This is a genomic window from Thioclava sp. F36-6, from assembly GCF_002020305.1.
GTDB lineage: Bacteria > Pseudomonadota > Alphaproteobacteria > Rhodobacterales > Rhodobacteraceae > Thioclava > Thioclava sediminum.
Genome location: NZ_MPZX01000001.1, coordinates 350697 through 371012, shown reverse-complemented (window position 1 = coordinate 371012; position 20316 = coordinate 350697). Strand labels below are relative to the sequence as shown.

Below are 20316 nucleotides of genomic sequence, written 5' to 3'. Positions count from 1 at the left end.
CTACAACCTAAAATACAACCCCTATTTTGCGCCGCCCATGCGGCTCAAGCGTATGTGATGCTGAGCTTACTCGACGAATTCGAACTGCAGGCCGACACGTTCCGCGGAGTTGACCAGATGGCGCTGCATCGCGGCCCGTGCCGCGGCGGGATTGCGCGCTCGAATGGCCTCGCAAATCGCCCCGTGCTCTTCGATCGTCCACGCGATCACATCGTCGAGCTGCCCCTCGGCGCGCGCGATCGTAATGACATGGCTGATCCGCTCCGAGATCGCGGTGACGAATTGCACGAAATAGTCATTGCCCGTCGCCTCGGCGATGATGCGGTGGAAATCGAGGTCGGCGGTGACGCCCGACTTGCCCCAATCACGAATACCCGACAGGCCCATCATCGCGGCGTCGAGCGCCGCCATCTGGGCCTCGGTGTGGTTCACTGCTGCGAGTGCAGCCGCTTCCATCTCCAGCGGCACGCGCACCTGATAGAGATCGTTGAAGGCGTGCCGGTCCATCTTCTTGCCATCCTCGAGACGGATCTGGCGTGCCTTGCGCTCCACCACGAAGGCACCGACACCCTGTCGCGTCTCGACCAGCCCCTCGTTGCGCAGTTGCGCAATCGCTTCGCGCACGACGGTGCGGCTCACGCCGAAGGTCTTGGACATCGCATGCTCTGTCGGCAGCTTGTCACCGGCCTTCAGCACGCCATCATAAATCCGCTTGGCGAACTGCGTGGCGATCCGCGTTGGCAGGTGATCCGTGCGGGCAATCTGCTCGAACTCATTATCCATCACTCATTCCTCATCTCGTCCCAAGTCCGTCAACTTTCGAGGTCGATCAGACACCCGGGGTTCATCGTCAAATTTGGATCGATCGCCCGCTTGATCCGCCCCAGCAGATCATGCTGAACCGAAGATGCGCGCGCGGCGAAGTCGGCCTTCTTGAGACGTCCGACCCCGTGCTCTGCGCTGATCGAACCGTCATAGCGATCCAGGACCCCGTTGAGAACTGTTTTAGCTCGAAAAATCTGCTGATCGAGCGCCTCCATGCCCTCCGGGTCTGGCAGCACGTTCAGATGCACATTGCCATCCCCCACGTGACCGTAGGAGACGCAGACCGCCCCGGGCAAGGCTTCTCCGACCGCCGCCTCGGCCTCAGCAACGAACGCAGCCAGTTCTGAAAGCGGCACCGAGAGATCCGTGCGCAGATGTTTTCCGCGCCGCGCCTGCCCCTCGTTCATCCCCTCACGCACCAGCCAGATATTCCGCGCCTGAGCTTTCGACTGCGCGACCACGCCGTCGCGCACGAGCCCCTCTTCCATCGCCAGTTCGAGGAATTGAGAAAGAAGAGCCTCGATATCGACGAGACCCGAGCCCGAAAGCTCAACCAGCGCATAGGCGCGATGTGCGGGCTCAAGCGGCAGCGAAAGATCGGGAATACCCTCGCGTGCGAGCGTGAATGCCTCGGCGGGCAGGAATTCGAAGGCCGACATGAGGTCACAGCACTGGCGACGCGCGAGACGGTAAAGCTCGATCGCGCCTTCTAGCGAGTCGAGCGCCAGCAACGCGGTCGAGACTTGGTCGGGTGCGGGCATCAGCTTGAAGGACACGGCCGTGACGATGCCCAGCACCCCTTCGGCTCCGATGAAAAGCTGCTTGAGATCGATCCCGCGATTATCCTTGCGCAGCCGACTGAGCCGATCGAGCACGCGACCGTCCGGCAGGACGACCTCAAGCCCGAGCACCAGCTCGCGCGTCATTCCATAGCGCAGGACGTTCACCCCGCCCGCATTGGTCGAGACATTGCCACCGATCTGGCAGGTGCCTTGCGCGCCGAGCGCGAGCGGGAAGTAGAGACCGGCCTCGGCCACTTCTTCCTTGAACGACTCGAGCACGACACCAGCTTCGACAACCGCCGTGAAATCCTGTGCGCTCAGGCTGCGGACCCGGTCCATACGCTCGAGCGACAACACGACCTGAGACTCAGGCGCATCGGGCACCGCGCCCAGAGCAAGTCCGCTACGCCCCCCCTGTGGCACAACGCCGAGCCCGAGCTTTGCACAGGCTCGCACGGCGCGGGATACGTCTTCGGTGCTCCGCGGTCGCAAAAGCGCAATGGCAGAACTGGTGATGTCGCCGTGCCAGTCCTGGCAATGGCGCGCGATCAGCCCGGCATCGGTCGAGACCATGTCGCCGCCTAGCATCGTGCAAAGTTCCTTCGCCGCCTCACCTTTCTGCATGCCTACCTCCCCCACTCTTGTTCTTCGTGCTCACCCGTCGCCCCATCTCGACCAGCTGGACAAAAATGATTTGCATCCCGCATATATCTGGTTATCAGACAACATTACAACATCTTTGATGATGGTAGACTGCGAATTTCTCAGGGAGGAGACACGTTATGCACGCACTCATTGTCGGCGCGGCGGGAATGGTTGGCCGAAAACTCACCGATCGAATCGTCCGAGGAGCGCCGCTTCAGCGCAAAGCGGTCGACCACCTGTCGCTGGTCGACGTAATCGCCCCGGAAACGCCGGAGGGATACTCAGGCACCACCGATTGCCTGCAAGCCGACCTGTCCGAAGCAGGCACCGCAGAGAAACTGATCGCCGCGCGGCCTGATGTGATCTTCCACCTAGCCGCGATCGTCTCGGGCGAGGCCGAGAAAGATTTCGAAAAGGGCTACCGGATCAATCTCGACGGCAGCCGCGCGCTCTTCGAGGCAATCCGTCACGCGAACCTCGCCGATGGCTATCGTCCGCGGGTGGTCTTCGCCTCTTCCATCGCGGTGGTGGGCGCGCCCCTGCCCTATCCGATCCCCGACGAGTTCCACGCGACGCCCCTGACCAGCTACGGCACCCAGAAGGCGATCTGCGAATTGCTGCTGTCGGACTATTCGCGCCATGGTTTCTTCGACGGGATCGGCATCCGCCTGCCCACGATCTGCATCCGTCCGGGCAAACCGAATGCAGCAGCGTCAGGCTTCTTCTCGAACATCCTGCGCGAACCCTTGGTGGGTCAGGAAGCCGTGCTTCCGGTGCCCGAGACGATCCGGCACTGGCACACCTCGCCGCGCTCGGCAGTGGGTTTCATGCTGCACGCAGCCGATATCGATCTGGATGAGGTCGGGCCGCGCCGCAACCTTTCGATGCCGGGTGTCAGCGCCACAGTCGGCGAACAGATCGAAGCCTTGCGCCGAGTTGCAGGACAAAAGGCTGTCGCCCTGATCCGGCGCGAGCCAGACGCGATGATCACCAAGATGTGCGAGAGCTGGGCCGCAGGCTTCGACGCGACCCGCGCCCGCCAGCTCGGCTTTACCTCGGAAGACAGCTTTGACGCGATCATCCAAGCGCATATCGAGGATGAACTGGAAGGTGCCGCGTGACACAGCCGCTCCCCAATATTGCTTTTCTGGGCACAGGTCTAATGGGGGCGCCGATGGTTCGGCGCCTCCTCGGGGCGGGCTATCCCGTCACCGTCTGGAACCGCGCTGCCGAAAAGGCCCGCGCGCTGGTCGCCGCCGGGGCCGAGCAGGCGGGGAGCCCCGCCGAGGCCGTCGCGAAGGCGGATATCACCTTCACCATGCTTTCTGATGGCGCAGCGGTGGCCGACGTGCTGTTTGCGCAAGGCACAGCCGAAGCCCTGCGCCCGGGCAGCGTGCTGATCGACACCTCGTCGATCGCGCCGGACGTGGCGCGCGATCATGCCGCCCGGCTCGAAGAGCTTGGCGTGACGCAGATCGACTGCCCTGTTTCGGGCGGCACTGCGGGCGCCGAGAGCGGAACGCTCGCTTTGATGGCGGGTGGGCCGAAAGAGACGATCGCGCGGATCGCGCCCGTGCTCGAACCACTTGGGCGAATGACCCATGTCGGCCCTGCGGGCGCCGGTCAGGTCTGCAAACTGGCCAATCAGCAGATCGTCGCGATTACCATCGGCGCGGTCGCCGAGGCGATGGTCCTCGTGAGAGCGGGCGGCGCAGATCCCGCGAGATTCCGCGACGCGATCCGCGGTGGCTTTGCCGAAAGCCGCATCCTCGAACTGCATGGCGCGCGGATGATCGCCCGCGATTTCACCCTAGGCGGCCCGTCGCGACTGCAGCTGAAAGACCTTCGCGGCGTCGAGACGCTTGCGAACGCAAACCATCTCGAGCTCCCGCTGACCGATACCGTGCGTGCGGCCTACGAGGCCTTCGTCGCCGCTGGAAACGGCGACGTCGATCATTCCGGGCTGCTGCTTCATCTTGAGACGCTCAACAGCGTGTCCCTTCTCGAGGAAAGATCATGACCAAAACCGAACGCCGCCTGCGCTCGCAAGACTGGTTCGACAATCCCGATCATGCCGACCTGACTGCGCTTTATCTCGAACGCTTCATGAATTACGGCACGACGCCTGAAGAGTTGCGCGCGGGCAAGCCGATCATCGGGATCGCCCAGTCGGGCAGCGACCTGAACCCATGCAACCGCCACCATCTGGATCTCGCCAAGCGCGTGCGCGACGGGATCCGCGATGCAGGCGGCATCCCGATCGAATTCCCGACGCATACGCTCTTTGAGAACTGCAAGCGTCCGACCGCCGCGCTCGATCGCAACCTCGCCTATCTGGGTCTTGTCGAACTGCTTTACGGCTACCCGTTCGACGGTGTCGTGCTGACCACGGGTTGCGACAAGACCACCCCGTCGGCCCTGATGGCCGCGGCGACGGTCGACCTACCCGCGATCGTTCTGTCCGGCGGGCCGATGCTCGACGGCTGGCACGAGGGAGAACTCGTGGGCTCGGGCACGGTGATCTGGCGTTCACGCCGCAAATACGCCGCGGGCGAAATCACCCGCGACGAGTTTCTCGAAACCGCGCTCGACAGCGCCCCCTCGATTGGCCACTGCAACACGATGGGCACGGCCTCTACCATGAACGCCATCGCGGAGGCGCTGGGTATGTCGCTCACCGGCTGTGCGGCGATACCGGCGGCCTATCGCGCCCGCGGCCAGATGGCCTATCGCACCGGGCGCCGTGCCGTTGAACTGGTTCACGAGGACATCCGGCCCTCGAACATCCTTACCCGCGAGGCCTTCCTGAACGCGATCAAACTGAACGCGGCGATCGGCGGCTCGACCAATGCCCAGCCGCATATCATGGCAATGGCGAAACATGCGGGCGTGACGCTCGATCCGTCGGACTGGCAAACGCATGGCTACGACATCCCGCTGCTGGCCAATGTGCAGCCCGCCGGGAAATATCTGGGCGAACGGTTCCACCGCGCGGGCGGTGTCCCTGCGATCCTGTGGGAACTGCTGCAGGCGGGACAGCTGAACGGCGATTGTCCCACCGTCACCGGTCACAGCATGGCGGAGAACTTAGACGGGCACGAGAGCACCGATCGCGAGGTGATCTACCGTTTCGAGCAGCCGATGATGGAGCGCGCGGGCTTCTATGTCCTCTCTGGCAATCTCTTCGACTTCGCGATCCTGAAAACCTCGGTGATTTCGCCGGAGTTCCGCGAGCGTTATCTCAGTGAGCCGGGCCGCGAGGGAATTCTCGAGGGCACGGCCTTCGTCTTCGACGGCTCGGAAGACTATCATGCCCGCATCAACGACCCCGCACTCGTGATCGACGAATCCTCGATCCTCGTGATCCGGGGGGCGGGTCCGCTCGGCTGGCCGGGCTCTGCGGAAGTGGTGAACATGCAGCCGCCGGATCGCTTGCTGAAACGCGGCATAACCAGCCTGCCGACGATCGGTGACGGGCGACAATCGGGCACCTCGGACAGCCCCTCGATCCTGAACGCCTCACCCGAGAGCGCGGCGGGCGGCGGGCTGGCATGGCTGCGCACCGGCGACACGATCCGCATCGATCTCAACAACGGGCGCTGCGACATGCTCGTTGCCGACGACGAACTGGCAGCGCGCAAGGCTGGCGACCTGCCGCCGATCCCCGTGGCAGCGACCCCGTGGCAGAAGCTCTATCGCGAGACCGTCACGCAGATGGCCGACGGTGCGACGATCCGCGACGCCGAGCAGTTCCGTCAGCTTGCGAAGCGACTGCCACGGCACAATCACTGAGGCGCAGGAACGCCCCATGCATGGGCCAATACCGACTCATTTGAAGCCTTTGGCCCATGCAACCGAGCGCGGCGACGCTCAGCCTGCGCGGCGCTGAGATCCGAAGAGAAACGCCGCCAACTGCGAAGTCGGCACTGGCTTGGTGAGCATCTCGACCTGCGCTGCCGCAGCCATCTTGCGCAACTCTTCTGAACGATCCGCAGTAACCAAGCGCATCGGAACGGAGCCGATCTTTTGACGCAAGGCGGCAATCAGCTGCAGTCCATCCATTCCATCGCCGAGTTGATAGTCGATAAGGCAGGCGTCCGGCTCTAGCCCCGTTGCCTCGAGAAGTTCCAGCCCCGCTTCGCCGCTATCGACATCGAGAACCGTCGCTCCCCATTTCTCGAGAAGTTGCGTCATCGCGCGTGAGAGATCCGCGTCGTTCTCGACCAGCAACACGACGATATCGCCACCCTCGGGGTCGCGCACCGGTGTCACCACGTCATTTTCGGCCCGTGCTGCCCCTCCAAGCGCGGGCTTCAGGCCCAAAGTGAAGGTTGAACCGCGCCTCGGTGCCGAGCGCAGCGTCAGCGGGTGCCCCAGGACCGCTGCAGCACGTTCCACGATCGCGAGCCCCAGCCCCATGCCTTCCGACGCGGACGCCTTCGCGTTCAGGCGATGGAATTCGTGGAAGATTTTATCCTGATCATCTTCTGCAATCCCCGGGCCGCTATCGCGCACTTCGATCACAAGCTCATCTCGGCGGTGGCGCAAAGCCATCAATACGCCGCCGGTCTCTGTGTAACGGATCGCATTCGAAATCAGGTTCTGCAGAATTCGCCGTAGATAAGCGCGATCCGAGACAACGACAGCGTCAGTCGACACGATACGGAAATCGAGCCCCTTGAGACGGGCATGCATGGCGAATTCATCGCGCAGCGCCGCGAATATCGGGCCCAGCGCGACGGGCCCCAGATCGACCGAGACGTGGCCCGATTCCAGCCGAGAAATATCGAGCAATGCGCCGAGAATGCCTTCCACCGACAAGAGTGCGTTTTGTGCCTTCTCGACGGTTCTCGCTGCGATATCTGACGTTTTCTCTTCGCCCAGCGATGCGAGATAGAGTTTTGCTGCCGACAAGGGTTGGAGAAGGTCGTGGCTTGCGGCGGCCACGAACCGGGCGCGCGATGCGTTGGCGCGTTCGGCACTGGCAAGCGCATCCTCCAACTCCAGCGTGCGCTCGGTCACGCGCGCCTCCAGCGTCTCGTTCACGCGGCTCAGCCCTTCGATCGCGTGCCGCTCCGCCGAGACATCGGAGAGCGACATGACAAAGCCACCGTCAGGCAATTCCTGCGCAAAGATCTCGAAGACCTTGCCGCCCTCCCGCGTCACCTCGACCTCGAACTGGTCGCGGCGCAGCGCACGCCGCACCCAATCCCCGAGACGATGCGCAGAGAGCCCGTTGGGAAAGGTGAACTGGTCGCGAACCTGTTCCAGGATCGCGTCGAAATGCATCCCTTCGCGCAGCCGGTTGCGCGGCAGAAGAAGAAATTCGCCAAGCCGCGCGTTCCAGCCCAGAAGCTGCAACCGCGAGTCGAAGATGCAGACGCCGAGTTTCAGGTGCTCCAGCGTCGCGCGCAGGATTTTCGCCTGATCGTCGAGGAGCCGCCCCCGTTTCTCCCTTTCGGCGCGGATCAGATCCGTCACCTCCGTCTGCAAGATAACCGTCCCGCCATCATGCGTGCGATGTTCGCTGACCTGCATCCAGCGGTCGTCTCCCATCCGCTGGTTCAAAATGAAGTGGTGCTCGGCATGGCGCGCGCGGCGCATTGCGATCCAGTCGCCACGGCTCATCCCGTCAGACATGTGCAGATGCGTCGATCCCGCCACGAGTTCGAGGTAGTCGTCAAACTGCATCCCCGGCACGATCTCGTCACGCACGTCATCAAGAAGCGCGTTGAAACGCGAATTGGCCATCACGAGCACGTCCTGGGCGTCGAATAGCGCAAACCCATCCTGAACGGTCTCGATCGCCGCGGCGAGGTTTTGCCGCGCGGTTTCGGTCTCGCGGTTCGCATCGGCCAATCGCGCATTCGAAACGTTGAGAAGATCGAGCGCCCGTTCCAGATCACGCGTGCGCGCGCGGACCTGTTCTTCGAGCATTGCGGCGCGCTGGAACTGGGCGAAGGCGGCTCCCCGGTCCTCGTTCATCTCCTCGGAATGTTGGATCAGCGCCTCAGCGATGGTCAGAAGTTTCGCGTTCTGACGCTCCAACGTATCGCCGGGATCGAGCAGCGAAGCGGCCAGGGACTGCCTCATGGCTCCATCCCCGATGGTTCAGGCGGGAAGAAAGCCACGCCAGTCATGGTCTGGTTCACATGCATTGCGCCGATCTGTTCGCCATAGGTCGAAAAACCGACCACGCCATGGCGCGCCAGCGTATCGGAAACTGCGCGGGCGCATTGCTTGCCCTCAGCTTCGAAGCGGCGAAAGATGCAATCAAATCCCAGCACGGCCGAAGGTCTGCGACTGGCCGAGAGCGCGTCAAGTTCGCGCGCCAAATGAGCGGAGATATCGTCAGGGCGGCCCAGGGTCAGGACCAAGCCGGCATCGATCGCGGCGAAGAATATCAGCGATTCTCCCGGCCCGACTTGCTGGATCGAACGCGCGTGATAACGCCCGCCGACGCGCACGAGGATCGGGTTCGCGGCAAAGACTGTCGGCGAAAGGTCGGCGACGCTGAGCCCCAGCAGCCTCGCGTATTCGCGGGCTGCCGGTTCGTCATTGATCCGCAGCACCGAACGCGCGCCGGGATCGGCCATTGTCACCACCATTCGCGAGGAGGTGGGCTGCAAGTGGTTAAATGAAAACAGCTTCACCTCGCAGGCGGAACGGACAAGCGTCAGGATTCCTGCATTCTCGAAACGCCGTCCGCGGGCAAACAACTCGGCACGCTCGAACTTGTTGCCGTCCCCCGCCGACCCCCCGAACACTGGCACCGGCCCGAGCCCACCGGACAGTGCGGAAACCAGCTGGTCCTCCTGCCCCGAAAGGCCGTCAACCAACAGGATCGCGAATTCATTCGCCCGCTCGAACGCGAGACGCCCGAGGCTTTGCCGGGCGCGCAACAGCTCGGACACCAGCGCTTTCGTATCAAGCCGGTCTAGATCTTCGATGATCAAAGTCTCAGTGGAAAATCCCTTCACCGGTAGCGCGAAGCCCACTATCTGGCCTTCATCGTAGCCGTTCCCGGTGATCTCTCCGGCAGTGGTGCAGCCTACGACTTCAGCGCCAGGGAAGAGCGCGCGACCTTCTTGCACGAGACTGTCGAGATCGGCGCCGGGATCAACGAAGAGAAAAACCTGAGCAAACGGGCCTTCACCCAGGTCTTCCGCGATCCGGCGCAGTGAATCCGGCGCCTGCGCAGGCGCATAGGCAGAGCGCGGACAGCCTGGGCCGGCGCGCGAGTCGTGAATATCCAGCATATCTCCTCCCTGAACGGAAAGATTAGCCTGCCCTCCAGCCTTCGGGCAATCCCGTCATACTCTGCGCCTCGCGCGCGATCAGGACTGCCTGCGTGCGCGAGCAAACGCCGAGCTTGCGCATGATCGCGGTCACATGCGCTTTCACGGTGGTCTCGGCAATATCGAGGTCGAAGGCGATCTGCTTGTTCATTTTGCCTTCGCAGATCTGCTCGAGGATATTCGCCTGTTGCCGGGTGAGCTGGCTGAGACGTCGGATCGCCTCGTCCTGAGGAGAAATACCGTTGCCCCCGGCCAGCGCCTCGCCACTCGTCTCCGGCACGAAGACCTCACCGCGGCTGATTGCGGCGAAAGCGGCCCTGAACAACTCGCGCCGCGAATGTTTGGGCACGAAACCTGCCGCACCCGCGAGGATCGCCGAGCGGATCACCCGCGGTTCGTCGAGCGAGGAAACGACGACGATCGGTTTGTCCGGGGCAGCCTGTTTGAGCCGCATCAACCCGTCGAGCCCGTTAACGTCCGGCAGGTTCAGGTCGAGCACGATAACGTCCAGTGCGGCCCCCTCTTCAATCATTTGTATCGCGTCGCCCAGACGCTCCGCCTGTGCGACTGTCTCGATTCCCGCAACGGCCTGCAGGGTCATAGCCAGCGCGTCGCAGAATAACGGATGATCTTCGACGATCATCGCCGCATTGAATTCGACCCTCTTCGGACTGACAGCGCGATCCTTCATAATGCGTCCTTCGGCATGGCGTGGCGGAACCTCGCCCGCCTTTTCTTTAGCCTATCGCGCCCCTCTGACCTGTCATACTGGCAAAAAGTCTTATCCCGCCGAAACGCGCGACAGAGTCGGCATGGAACGTGAAAGGGCGCGAAGGTTTCCCTTCGCGCCCAGGCATTTCGTTGATGATCAAGCAATCAGTTAGCCGAGGCCAACTGCTTGGGCAGGCGGAACGTCCAGACCATGCCGCCTTGATTGAGATAGTTCACATGCTTGGCCACCTCGCCACCCCAGAGCGGCACCGCGCCGCCCCAGCCGGACATGACGGAAACATATTGCTCGCCATCTTCTTCCCAGGTGATCGGCTGACCGACAATCCCAGAGCCGGTCTGGAACGACCAAAGCTCTTCGCCGGTCTCGTCGTCGAGAGCCATGAACTTGCCCTCGGGGGTGCCGAAGAACACGAGACCGCCCGCGGTGGCCATCGTGCCACCCCAGAGCGGCGCGTCATTCTTGTATTCCCACTTCACCTCGCCGGTCGCAGGGTCCATCGCCTTGAGCGAACCGATGTAATCCTCGAAGAGCGGCTTGATCGTGAAGCCCGCACCCAGATAGGCCGCGCCCTTCTTGTAGGAGATCGGCTCGTTCCAGATATCCATGCCCCATTCGTTCGAGGGCACATAGAACAGGCCGGTCTTCTGGCTGTAGCTCATCGGCATCCAGTTCTTGCCACCGAGGAACGAAGGCACCGCGAAGACCTGCTGACCTTTGCCATCCTCCGAGCTGGTGTTCGGCGCACCGGGGCGCATTTCCTCATTATAGATCGGGCGACCGTTCTCATCGATGCCCTTCGCCCAGTTGATATCCTTCACGAAAGGATAGGCCGCAATAAATTTACCATCGTCGCGGTTCAGCACGTAGAAGAAGCCGTTGCGATCGGCGGTGGCGAAACGCTTGTTGCCGTCCTTGTCCGTGAAGGCCACGACTTCGTTCACGCCGTCGAAATCCCAACCCTCGCGCGGAGTGGTCTGGAAGTGCCATTTGATTTCGCCGGTCTTTGGGTCGATGCCCAGACGCGAAGCCGCATACAGGTTGTCGCCGCTGCCGTCATTCTTCTCGCCAGCATTGCGCAGCCAGGAGTTCCAAGGCGCCGGGTTGCCCGCCCCGAAGATGAGCGTATCGGTGTCGGCGTCATAGGAACCGCCAAGCCAGGTCGCGCCGCCGCCGGTTTTCCACATGTCGCCCGGCCAGGACGCGTTGAGCGTGCCGGTCATGGTGCTCTCTTCACCATTGAGCGTGCCCATGTGGCCTTCGATTGTCGGACGCGTCCAGACCAGCTCGCCGGTCTCGGCGTCTCGTGCCTGCACCTCACCGACGATGCCGAACTCGCCGCCAGAATTGCCGGTGATGACCATTCCGTTAACGATCAAGGGCGCGGCGGTGTAGGAATACCCTTCCTTGTAATCGGCGATCTTCTTGTTCCAGACCGTCTTGCCGGTCTTGCGGTCGAGCGCCACGATGCGCGCGTCGAGCGTGCCGAAATAAATGTTGTCGCCATAGATCGCGGCGCCGCGGTTGATCACGTCACAGCATGGCAGGATGCCTTCGGGGAGGCGCGCGTCATATTGCCAGATCTCCTCGCCGGATTTCAGGTCGATCGCCCACATACGCGAATAGGAACCCGTTACATACATGACCCCGTCATAAACGAGCGGCTGGCTTTCCTGACCGCGCTGCTTCTCGCCGCCAAGGCTGAAGGCCCAGGCCGGAACGAGGTTCTTCACGTTGTCCTTGTTGAGGGTTTCCAACGGCGAATAACGCTGCAGATGGCGCCCCATCCCGTTGGTGAGCACGTTATCGGTGCTGGTCTGGTCATTGGCCAGATCCTCCTCGGTCACACCGGCGCTCACAGCCGTTCCGAGACAGGAAATGGCAACGACGGCTGCCAATACAAATCTGTTCATCATGTCCTCCCTTTGGTCTCCCGCCCGTGGTGCGACGCGGGGGTCACGCGCACTCACGATGCATCACGGCTCAAGTATCGACGGCGGGATCGCGGCGTATATTGTCCATTGGTCTTACGCCCTGTGCGACCCCGCCCGGACCGAACCGGACCGTCAAAGTCGCCGCGCCGCCGGGAGGAACGACGACGCGGAAGAGATCAATTCAACGATGTCAGATAGGTGACGATGAAATCCTGCACTGTCGGATCCTCGATCCCGACATGGCGCATCTTGGTGCCGGGGACGAATTTGTCATTGTCCTCCATCCAGGCGCGCAGCGCGCCGGGCGTCCAGACAAAGCCCGCAGCCTTCAGCGCCTCGGAATATGGATAGCCTTGATAGGTGCCCGCACGACGACCGACGACACCGTTCAAGAGCGGACCGTAGCTCGCCTTGTCGGCATCGACCGAGTGGCAACGCCTGCACGAGGTCTCGAATAGAGCTCCACCAGCATCTGTCTTGACCTTCTTATAGGTCTCGGCAGCGGCCGGAAGGCTCAGGCAGATCAGGACGGTGGCGGCCAGGACGGGGCGAAACATCTGAGAACCTCTTCTTCATTGCGACTGTCTTTCGCCCCGCACAATGCCCCCGTCTCCGAGCGGCGGGCTTGATCCGCATCAAGCTCACCCCCCTACCTTGGTCGTAGATCGCGCAGGTTCGGGCAGCCGGGTCGCATATGGGAAGAGGAAGACCCGGCCGCCGCCCGCATCCGGTCAAGAGACCGGCGCGTATTTCCAATTGTCGGCATCGGGCGTGACTTCATCGAGGTCGTAACCCGCTCCCTGAAGCCGCTGCGCCGTGGGAAGACCTGCCTTTGCCGCGCGATCCACGAGTGCCCGCCCCGCCGCCTCGTCGCGCGCGACGCCGCGTCCGCGCATCAGGTCGAGCCCGCGATTGAACATCCCCACCGGGTCGCCCAGATCGGCGGCGCGCTTGTCCCAGTCAGCGGCTGCGCCCGGATCGAGGGGGCCACCCAGACCGTTGTCGTCGAGCTGGCTCATCCACGTCATCGCCCCTGTCCAACCGTCGCGCGAGCATCGCTCGAAGAGCTGACGCGCCTCGGCATGACGCCCCGACTTGGTGATCAGGTAGCCCATCGCGCAATTGGTCATCGAGGTCTCACCTCGCCCGACGTCGCGCAGCGCCCGGTCGAGCGACAACTCCTCGGGGTTCAGGTCCCCGTGGAAATCTCCACCCTCATCCGATTGCTGGGCCACGGCACCAAGGGGCAGGCTCACCACCAGAATAGCCGTGCAGATCATCGCGCGCATCGCATTCCCCTCCTGCTCCGATGAAACCTTCCTTCGCAAGATCCTAGCATAGCCGCGGCGAGTGCGCCCGCAGGTGCGGCTTATACCTTGGTCGTATTGCACCTTGCACCTCCGCTTCGCAGCATGGCGTTGCCGGAGGAGTCCGGCATGGGAGGAAATCTTTGCGAATCCAATGGCTCATCGGGGTTTGTGCCGCGCTGCTCCTTGGCGCGCCTGCGTCATCGGAAACGTTGCGCATCGACTGGCTGGAGCATCAGGTCACGCCGCCGCCGATTCTCTCGAACATGGCGGCGGTTCCCGAGAGCCTGGGTCTCGACGGCACGCGGCTTGCGATCGGCGACATCCGAACGACCGGGCGCTTTACCGGGCAGGATTACGCATTGAACGAAAACGTCATCGCCCCCCAAGACGATTTTCTGGGTGCCGCGAAATCCGTGCTGGCTAACGGCGCGAAGGTGCTCGTCGTCAAAGCCCCTGCCCCGGACCTGCTGGCGTTAGCCGACCTGCCCGAAGCAAAGGACGTGCTTATCCTCGATGCCTCGACGCAGGACGATGCGCTGCGTGGTGATGACTGCCGCGGGAACGTGCTGCATACTGCACCGAGCTATGCGATGCGCGCGGATGCGCTGGCGCAGTTCATCCTTTTCAAGAAATGGCGCAAGCTGGCCCTGATCTCCGGGCAATTGCCCGAGGACCTGGCCTTCACTGCCGCACTGAAACGCGCGCTCACCAAATTCGGCCTGACGCTCGCGGGCGAGAAGGAATGGGCCTTCGATGCCGATATGCGCCGGGCGGCTGCTGCCGAGGTGCCGCTCTTTACGCAGGACCTCCCCGATCACGACCTCCTTCTCGTCTCCGACGAGCCGGGCGATTTCGCGCGTTACATCGCCTATAACAGCTGGCTTCCGCGCCCGTTGGCGGGCTCCGAAGGGCTGAAGCCCGTGGGCTGGTCGGGCGTGGTCGAGCAATATGGCGCGGCGCAGCTGCAAAACCGTTTCCGCGAAGCCGCAGGCCGCGAGATGGCGCAGGGCGATTTCGCCGCTTGGGTCGCGGTTGCGGCTGTGGGTGAGGCTTTCACCCGCACGCAATCGACGGACCCTGCGACCCTGCGCCGCTACATGCTCTCGGACGAATTTCGCCTCGCGGGTTTCCTCGGCCGACCGCTCTCGTTTCGCAACTGGAACGGTCAGCTGCGTCAGCCGATCCCGTTGGTGACCGAGCGTGCGCTGACCGCGCTCGCCCCGCTCGAGGGCTTTCTGCACCAAACCAACGAGCTCGACACACTGGGCATCGACGCCCCCGAATCCACCTGCGCCGCCTTCGGAGACAGCCAATGATCCGCGCCCTTCTTCTGACGACCCTGCTCGCGAGTCCGGCCTTCGCGGACGAAATCTGGGTCACCAACGAAGCTGACGACACGGTCTCGGTGATCGATGCATCGACCTTCAAGGTGCTGCACACCTACGAGACCGGGGAACGTCCACGCGGGATCACATTCAGCCGCGATTTCAAACGAGTCTATATCTGTGCCTCGGACAGCGACGCGGTGCAGGTGATGGACCCCGATACCGGCGAGATCCTGCACGATCTGCCTTCAGGTGAAGACCCCGAGCAGTTCGTGATCGCCCCGGACGACCGGCTTCTCTACATCGCGAACGAGGATGACGCGATCACCACTGTGGTCGACACCCAAACCCGAAAAGTGGTGGCGCAAATCGATGTCGGCGTCGAACCCGAAGGCATGGGTATTTCGCCCGACGGGAAGGTTCAGGTGACGACCTCGGAAACGACCAACATGGCGCATTGGATCGACACCGAAACGCATAAGATCATCGCCAATTCTCTGGTTGACCCGCGCCCGCGCCATGCCGAGTTCAGCCCTGATGGCGCGCAACTCTGGGTCAGCTCCGAAATCGGCGGCACGGTCGCGATCTTCGATACCTCGGACCACAGTGAGATCGGCAAGATCTCGTTCGCGCTCAAAGGCGTGCGCCCCGAGAAGATCCAGCCCGTCGGCATGCGGTTCTCGCCCGATGCCACGAAGGTCTTCATCGCGCTTGGGCCCGCGAACCATATCGCGGTGGTCGACGCCAAGACCTTCGAGGTCGAAAAGTACATCCTCGTCGGACGTCGTGTCTGGCACATGGCGACCTCGCCGGATCAGACGAAACTCTTCACGACGAACGGTGTCTCTGGCGATGTGACGGTGATCGATATCGCCACGCTCGAGCCGATCGACACCGTGAAAGTCGGCCGCTTCCCCTGGGGCGCAGCCGCACGCCCGACCCCCAAGTGAGGAGGCTTTTCATGTTTTCAGAAATTTTGAAAATCAGTCTGATCTCCGCGCTCTGCGCCGGTCCCGCCTGGGCCGACGAAGATGCGGCCCCCCTGGCGGGCCTTCTGTCGGGTCACAACAAGGAAGACCTCCCCGAAGTGACCCTCTCGGTGGGCGAGCCGCTGGGCGGTCCCTGGACGCTGCGATCGGGCAGATATTACGAGGTCGAGATCACCGCCGACGGGTCAGGCGAAATCGGGCTCGAAAGCGACGGCTTCTTTCGCGCGATCTGGGTCGACGAGGTGGTGATCCGCGGGCTGGAGGTCCGCCCGATGGGTCTTGCCTCCATCGAGTTCGACCGCGCAGGCACGATGGAGATCGGGTTCATCGCGATCAAGCCGGGGCGCTACGACCTGCACATACCCGGCTCGACCGGTGAGGATCAGCGTCTGGAGATCGAGATTGAGTGACGCGCCTGCCCTGCATGTTGCGGGCCTCAGCCATGACTGGGGCCGCAAACCCGCGCTGCGCGATGTGGGGTTCCGCGTCGAGAAGGGGCGCTTCTGCGCACTGCTTGGCCCCAACGGCGCAGGCAAATCGACGCTGATGTCGGTTTTGACCGGACTGATCCGGCCCGCCCCCGGCGTGGTCACGATCTCCGGTCACGACATGGCACGCGCCCGGCGCAAGGCGCTGGCTGAGATCGGCGTCGTCTTCCAGCAGCCGACGCTCGATCTCGATCGCTCGGTGCGCGCAAATCTACGCTATTTCGCAGCGCTACACGGGCTCGGCAGCAAACTCGCCGATCGTCGCATCTCGGAAGCGCTCGACCGTCTGGGCATGGCCGAACGTGCCGAAGAAAAACTGCGCGCGCTCAATGGCGGGCACCGGCGCCGGATGGAGATCGCCCGCGCGCTGCTTCATCGGCCCCGGCTCCTTTTGCTCGACGAGCCGACGGTAGGTCTCGACGCGCCTGCCCGCAGCGCGATCACCGCCCATGTCCATCAACTCGCCCAAGACGGAATAGCCGTGCTCTGGGCCACCCATCTCGCCGATGAATTACGCCCGGAGGATCAGGTCGTGGTGCTACAGAACGGTCAGGTGAAAGAGCAAGGCGACGTCCGGGGCTTGAGCAAGAACAGCCTCCTAGCTGACTGGTTCTCCCAGGCGATGGGCGAAACGGCATGAGCGCGCTCTCCGCCGCCTCCGCCATCGCCTCGCGCGAACTCGCTCGCTTCTTCACGCAACGCGAGCGGTTCCTCGCAGCTCTCGTGCGCCCGCTCATCTGGCTCTTCATCTTCGCGGCGGGCTTTCGGGCAGCACTGGGCTTGTCGATCATTCCCCCCTACCGGACCTATATTTCCTATGAGACCTATATCTTGCCCGGTCTCTGCGCGATGATCTTGCTGTTCTCCGGAATGCAAAGTTCTCTCAGCCTCGTCCACGATCGCGAGAATGGTGCGATGAGGCTGATGCTGACAGCGCCTCTGCCGCGATGGTTCATGCTTGGCGCGAAACTGCTCGCCGGCGCGCTGGTCGGGATGGTGCAGGTCGCGGCCTTCCTTGCCATAGCGGCGCTCTTCGGATTGCGCGCACCGTCGACGGGATATGTGACCGTCGTCCCCGCGCTTTTGCTTGCGGCAATCATGTTGGGAGCGCTTGGCTTGCTCCTGTCCTCGCGCATCAGACAGCTGGAGAATTTCGCAGGGATCATGAACTTCGTGATCTTCCCGATGTTCTTCTGCTCTTCGGCACTCTACCCGATATGGAAAATGCAGGAGAGCTCTCCGCTTCTCGCCAGGTTATGCGAGATCAATCCCTTCACTCAGGCAGTCGAATTGATCCGCTTCGCGCTCTACGGCCAGCTGAACCCCGCAGCTCTCGGTTGGACCGCATTGGCGAGCTTGGTGTTCTTCGCCGTTGCGATCTGGGGTTACGAACCCGCCCGCACCCGCTCTTGAACGAGCCGTGCCGGGCGTCCCTCGACCCGGGCAAACCGTGTGGCCAGCGCATCAAGTTCGCCTGCCGCATGGCTCGCAATCACCACCGCCGCATGGGTTTCCGCGATCAAGCCGGCGGTCAGTTCCAGCAGGCCTTCCACCCTCGCATCGTCAAGCGAGGCGAAGGGCTCGTCCATTAACAGCACATCGGGGCGCATCACGAAGGCCCGGGCCAGCCCCACGCGCCGCGCCTGACCGACCGAAATCTGACCGGGCCAGTGATCCTCAAGGCCGGCCAGCCCGACCCGATCCAGCATCGCACGCGCCTGTGTCTCGGTGGCTGAAGTCGGCAGCGTCACATTGTCGATCACGCGGCGCCAAGGCATCAGGGTCGGGTTCTGGAACACCATTGCGCGGCGCCCCTCCAACTTGAGGCTTCCCTCGAAACGATGGTCGAGCCCAGCCAGCAGTCGCAACAGGGTTGTCTTGCCTGCACCTGACGCTCCCGAGAGCCCCAGCACCTCGCCGCGCGCGACATCGAGCTTCATAGGTCCAAGCACAGGTATGCCGCTGAAGGATTTCTCTGTCAGCTCCAGCCGGATCATCTTTGTCTCCAGCGTGCAGCGCGTTGCGCAAGCGGCGCAAGGAGACCCCATTCCACCGCGAGCATCACGGCGACGAAGGCAAGCGCATTCGCAAGCACGCCCGCGATATCGAACATCTGGAAATCAAGATGAATGCGGAATCCGATCCCGTTGGATCGGCCGAGAAACTCGACGACAAGCACAATCTTCCAGATCAGTGCCAACCCCGCGCGCGCCGAAGCCATGATATGCGGCGCGAGCTGCGGGATCAAAATGTGGCGCAGCCGGGCGAACCAGCCCATGCAGTGAAGTCGCGCCATGTCCGACATGTCGGTGTCGCGCGCCACCATCCCTTCGCGCAGCATCACCGCGACCATTGGAATCTTGTTCAGCGACACAGCCGCGATGGCCGCCCACTCATTCAGCCCGATCCAGAGATAGCAAAGCACGATGGTCACCAGCGCCGGAATATTCAGCGCGACCGTCAACCAGGGCCCAAACCAGCGATCCGCACGACGGCTGCCGCCAAGTGCGATCCCGATCGCCACGCCGAAGCCCATCGCCAGCCCGAAGGCTGCCGTCACCCGTGTGAGCGTGGCGCTCAGGTCTGGCCAAAGGTCACCGCTCACCAATGCCGTCCAGAGAGTCGGGAAAACTATCTGTGGTCCGGGAGCAAGCTGCGGATCGGCCAACCACCAAGCGAGACAGGCCCAGAGCAGAACGAGCGCCATGAGCGAGGCAACGACCACAGGAAGGTTGGGCCAGAGCCGGGCGCGGTTTCGCAGAGCGAAGCTGCGCCCGGTCTCCACGCCAGATCTCTTCCCTTGCGTGATCAAAATTGCGCCCATCGCTCAGTTCGTCAGGAATGTGCCCTCGGGCAGCGATGTCGCGCCGCCCACCAGCTTCTCACCGCCCAGTTTCGCCATGAGACGCAGCATCTTGTCGGCAGCCGCCTCATCGACCGGGCCGGGTGCCGGGACGCCAGCGAGCCATCCCGCCTTGAGCGCCGCGAATTGGGCGTTGCTTTTGGCATTCATGATCGGGCGAAGCCGCGCAAAGGCCTCGTCGTCGGTGGCGAGTTTTTCTTTGGCCGCGCGCGAGGCGGCGACCAAACCCGAGGCTCGCTCCGGTTTCGACTCCACCAAGTCCCCCGACAGAACATAGCCGAGCAGCGGTGTCTCAGGAGAGAGACCAAGCGCGCGCGCGGCATCGCCGACGCTCACCAATTCGCGCATCCCTGCGGCTTCCATCTTCGCACCGAAATGCCAGAAATTGATCGCGCCATCGACTTCGCCCGAAAGCGCCGCTTTCATGATAAGGGGCGGCGCGCCGAAAACCTGCTCGGTCTTGCCCGCCAGATCAAAGCCATCGGCCTGCTCGGCATAGGCCCGCAGTATGAGCCAACTCTTGTCGAGCGGCCCGCCTGCGATGCCGATTTTCTTTCCGTCGAGATCGGCCAGCGTTTTTGCCGGACTGTCCTGAGCGACCAAAAGCCCGCCCACTGCTTTCGAATAAGGAATGAAGCGGTAATCTTCGCCCGTTGCGCGCATCCGCGCGACCCAGAACCAGTCGGTTACGATGGCATCGACCGCCCCGCCCTGCAGCATGATATCGGAGCCCGACTTCCCTGCGACGGGGACCACCTCGAGAGTGAAGCCGTTCTCTCGGTCCAGACCGTAGTGCTTGATCGTGTCCAGCTCCCAATTCACGGTTCCGCCTTCGAGCGCGGCCACCTTCAGCACTGGCAGGTCCGCCGCCCATGCGCTTGCACTCATTGCGAGAGCTGCAATCGCCGCGCCCGCTGCGCGGCTCAATCCGTCAAAAGCCATCTGTTCCTCCCATCTGCGCCCCCCGCCGCTCCTCCGGCGATCACGCATTTGCGACCACAGTATCAGGTCGCGACGGCGCGCCTATTCGACCAAAGGACAATGCCCCTTCCCGCCAGCGGGACCGCGATTGATACCAAGGTCGAATGGTGGCCCGACGCAGCCTCGCGTTATCCAGAAGACAAGCG

The 20316-nt window shown here is 63.0% G+C and carries 19 protein-coding genes; 8 read left to right on the top strand and 11 right to left on the bottom strand.

What is annotated here, in order from left to right; all coding sequences use genetic code 11:
* Nucleotides 1–66: 66 nt before the first annotated feature.
* Nucleotides 67–783 (bottom strand): FadR/GntR family transcriptional regulator, encoded by a 717-nt coding sequence (locus BMI88_RS01795; RefSeq protein ID WP_078545515.1) that lies wholly within the window; start codon nucleotides 781–783, stop codon nucleotides 67–69.
* A 29-nt stretch (nucleotides 784–812) separates the two neighbouring features.
* Entirely contained in the window at nucleotides 813–2231 is a 1419-nt protein-coding gene (locus BMI88_RS01790; protein WP_078545513.1) for an FAD-binding oxidoreductase, read from the bottom strand.
* A 158-nt stretch (nucleotides 2232–2389) separates the two neighbouring features.
* On the opposite strand from BMI88_RS01790, the gene denD reads away from it, so the two are divergent.
* The 3 genes from denD to BMI88_RS01775 are packed head-to-tail and all read left to right on the top strand — an operon-like array spanning nucleotide 2390 to nucleotide 6044.
* On the top strand, nucleotides 2390–3373 hold the full coding sequence (gene denD / locus BMI88_RS01785) for a D-erythronate dehydrogenase (RefSeq protein ID WP_078545511.1): 984 nt from the start codon (nucleotides 2390–2392) through the stop codon (nucleotides 3371–3373).
* Entirely contained in the window at nucleotides 3370–4272 is a 903-nt protein-coding gene (locus tag BMI88_RS01780; protein WP_281480133.1) for an NAD(P)-dependent oxidoreductase, read from the top strand. The genes denD and BMI88_RS01780 overlap by 4 nt, the downstream gene beginning before the upstream one ends.
* Nucleotides 4269–6044, top strand: coding sequence for an IlvD/Edd family dehydratase (locus tag BMI88_RS01775; RefSeq protein WP_078545507.1), 1776 nt, complete (start codon nucleotides 4269–4271; stop codon nucleotides 6042–6044). Before BMI88_RS01780 ends, BMI88_RS01775 begins: the two co-directional genes overlap by 4 nt.
* A gap of 78 nt (nucleotides 6045–6122) precedes the next feature.
* Here BMI88_RS01775 and BMI88_RS01770 read toward each other — a convergent pair whose 3' ends face one another.
* The 6 genes from BMI88_RS01770 to BMI88_RS01745 all read right to left on the bottom strand — a co-directional run bounded on the left by BMI88_RS01770 (nucleotide 6123) and on the right by BMI88_RS01745 (nucleotide 13503).
* Nucleotides 6123–8345 carry a PAS-domain containing protein gene (locus tag BMI88_RS01770; RefSeq protein ID WP_078545505.1) on the bottom strand — a complete coding sequence of 741 codons (2223 nt, stop codon included), beginning with the start codon at nucleotides 8343–8345 and terminating at the stop codon, nucleotides 6123–6125.
* On the bottom strand, nucleotides 8342–9511 hold the full coding sequence (locus tag BMI88_RS01765) for an FIST N-terminal domain-containing protein (protein ID WP_078545503.1): 1170 nt from the start codon (nucleotides 9509–9511) through the stop codon (nucleotides 8342–8344). The genes BMI88_RS01770 and BMI88_RS01765 overlap by 4 nt, the downstream gene beginning before the upstream one ends.
* Before the next feature lie 22 nt (nucleotides 9512–9533).
* Nucleotides 9534–10241 carry a response regulator transcription factor gene (locus BMI88_RS01760; protein WP_078545501.1) on the bottom strand — a complete coding sequence of 236 codons (708 nt, stop codon included), beginning with the start codon at nucleotides 10239–10241 and terminating at the stop codon, nucleotides 9534–9536.
* Between the two features lie 185 nt (nucleotides 10242–10426).
* Nucleotides 10427–12193 carry a PQQ-dependent methanol/ethanol family dehydrogenase gene (locus tag BMI88_RS01755; RefSeq protein WP_078523113.1) on the bottom strand — a complete coding sequence of 589 codons (1767 nt, stop codon included), beginning with the start codon at nucleotides 12191–12193 and terminating at the stop codon, nucleotides 10427–10429.
* Between the two features lie 197 nt (nucleotides 12194–12390).
* Entirely contained in the window at nucleotides 12391–12771 is a 381-nt protein-coding gene (locus BMI88_RS01750; RefSeq protein ID WP_078545499.1) for a c-type cytochrome, read from the bottom strand.
* Nucleotides 12772–12945: 174 nt separating this feature from the next.
* Nucleotides 12946–13503: a sel1 repeat family protein gene (locus tag BMI88_RS01745; RefSeq protein ID WP_078545497.1), complete on the bottom strand. Its 558-nt coding sequence runs from the start codon at nucleotides 13501–13503 to the stop codon at nucleotides 12946–12948.
* Between the two features lie 161 nt (nucleotides 13504–13664).
* Here BMI88_RS01745 and BMI88_RS01740 point away from each other — a divergent pair, with 161 nt between their 5' ends.
* From BMI88_RS01740 to BMI88_RS01720, 5 genes are read left to right on the top strand one after another with little or no spacing between them, the layout of a single operon-like run.
* Nucleotides 13665–14840, top strand: coding sequence for an ABC transporter substrate-binding protein (locus BMI88_RS01740; RefSeq protein WP_078545495.1), 1176 nt, complete (start codon nucleotides 13665–13667; stop codon nucleotides 14838–14840).
* Nucleotides 14837–15799: a YVTN family beta-propeller repeat protein gene (locus BMI88_RS01735; protein WP_078545493.1), complete on the top strand. Its 963-nt coding sequence runs from the start codon at nucleotides 14837–14839 to the stop codon at nucleotides 15797–15799. Before BMI88_RS01740 ends, BMI88_RS01735 begins: the two co-directional genes overlap by 4 nt.
* A gap of 11 nt (nucleotides 15800–15810) precedes the next feature.
* Nucleotides 15811–16248, top strand: a complete 438-nt coding sequence (locus BMI88_RS01730) for a hypothetical protein (RefSeq protein ID WP_078545491.1) — start codon at nucleotides 15811–15813, stop codon at nucleotides 16246–16248.
* Nucleotides 16241–16966 (top strand): ATP-binding cassette domain-containing protein, encoded by a 726-nt coding sequence (locus BMI88_RS01725; protein WP_078545489.1) that lies wholly within the window; start codon nucleotides 16241–16243, stop codon nucleotides 16964–16966. The genes BMI88_RS01730 and BMI88_RS01725 overlap by 8 nt, the downstream gene beginning before the upstream one ends.
* Nucleotides 16963–17739 carry an ABC transporter permease gene (locus tag BMI88_RS01720; RefSeq protein ID WP_078545487.1) on the top strand — a complete coding sequence of 259 codons (777 nt, stop codon included), beginning with the start codon at nucleotides 16963–16965 and terminating at the stop codon, nucleotides 17737–17739. Before BMI88_RS01725 ends, BMI88_RS01720 begins: the two co-directional genes overlap by 4 nt.
* Here BMI88_RS01720 and BMI88_RS01715 read toward each other — a convergent pair.
* The 3 genes from BMI88_RS01715 to BMI88_RS01705 are packed head-to-tail and all read right to left on the bottom strand — an operon-like array spanning nucleotide 17712 to nucleotide 20131.
* Nucleotides 17712–18323 carry an ATP-binding cassette domain-containing protein gene (locus BMI88_RS01715; protein ID WP_078545485.1) on the bottom strand — a complete coding sequence of 204 codons (612 nt, stop codon included), beginning with the start codon at nucleotides 18321–18323 and terminating at the stop codon, nucleotides 17712–17714. The two genes, BMI88_RS01720 and BMI88_RS01715, sit on opposite strands and share 28 nt — an antisense overlap.
* Complete coding sequence (locus BMI88_RS01710; RefSeq protein ID WP_246831801.1) at nucleotides 18320–19111, bottom strand: ABC transporter permease subunit; 792 nt, start codon at nucleotides 19109–19111, stop codon at nucleotides 18320–18322. The genes BMI88_RS01715 and BMI88_RS01710 overlap by 4 nt, the downstream gene beginning before the upstream one ends.
* Nucleotides 19112–19153: 42 nt before the next feature.
* A complete protein-coding gene (locus tag BMI88_RS01705) occupies nucleotides 19154–20131 on the bottom strand; it encodes an ABC transporter substrate-binding protein (protein WP_078545481.1) in 978 nt (325 codons plus the stop codon).
* Nucleotides 20132–20316: the final 185 nt, after the last annotated feature.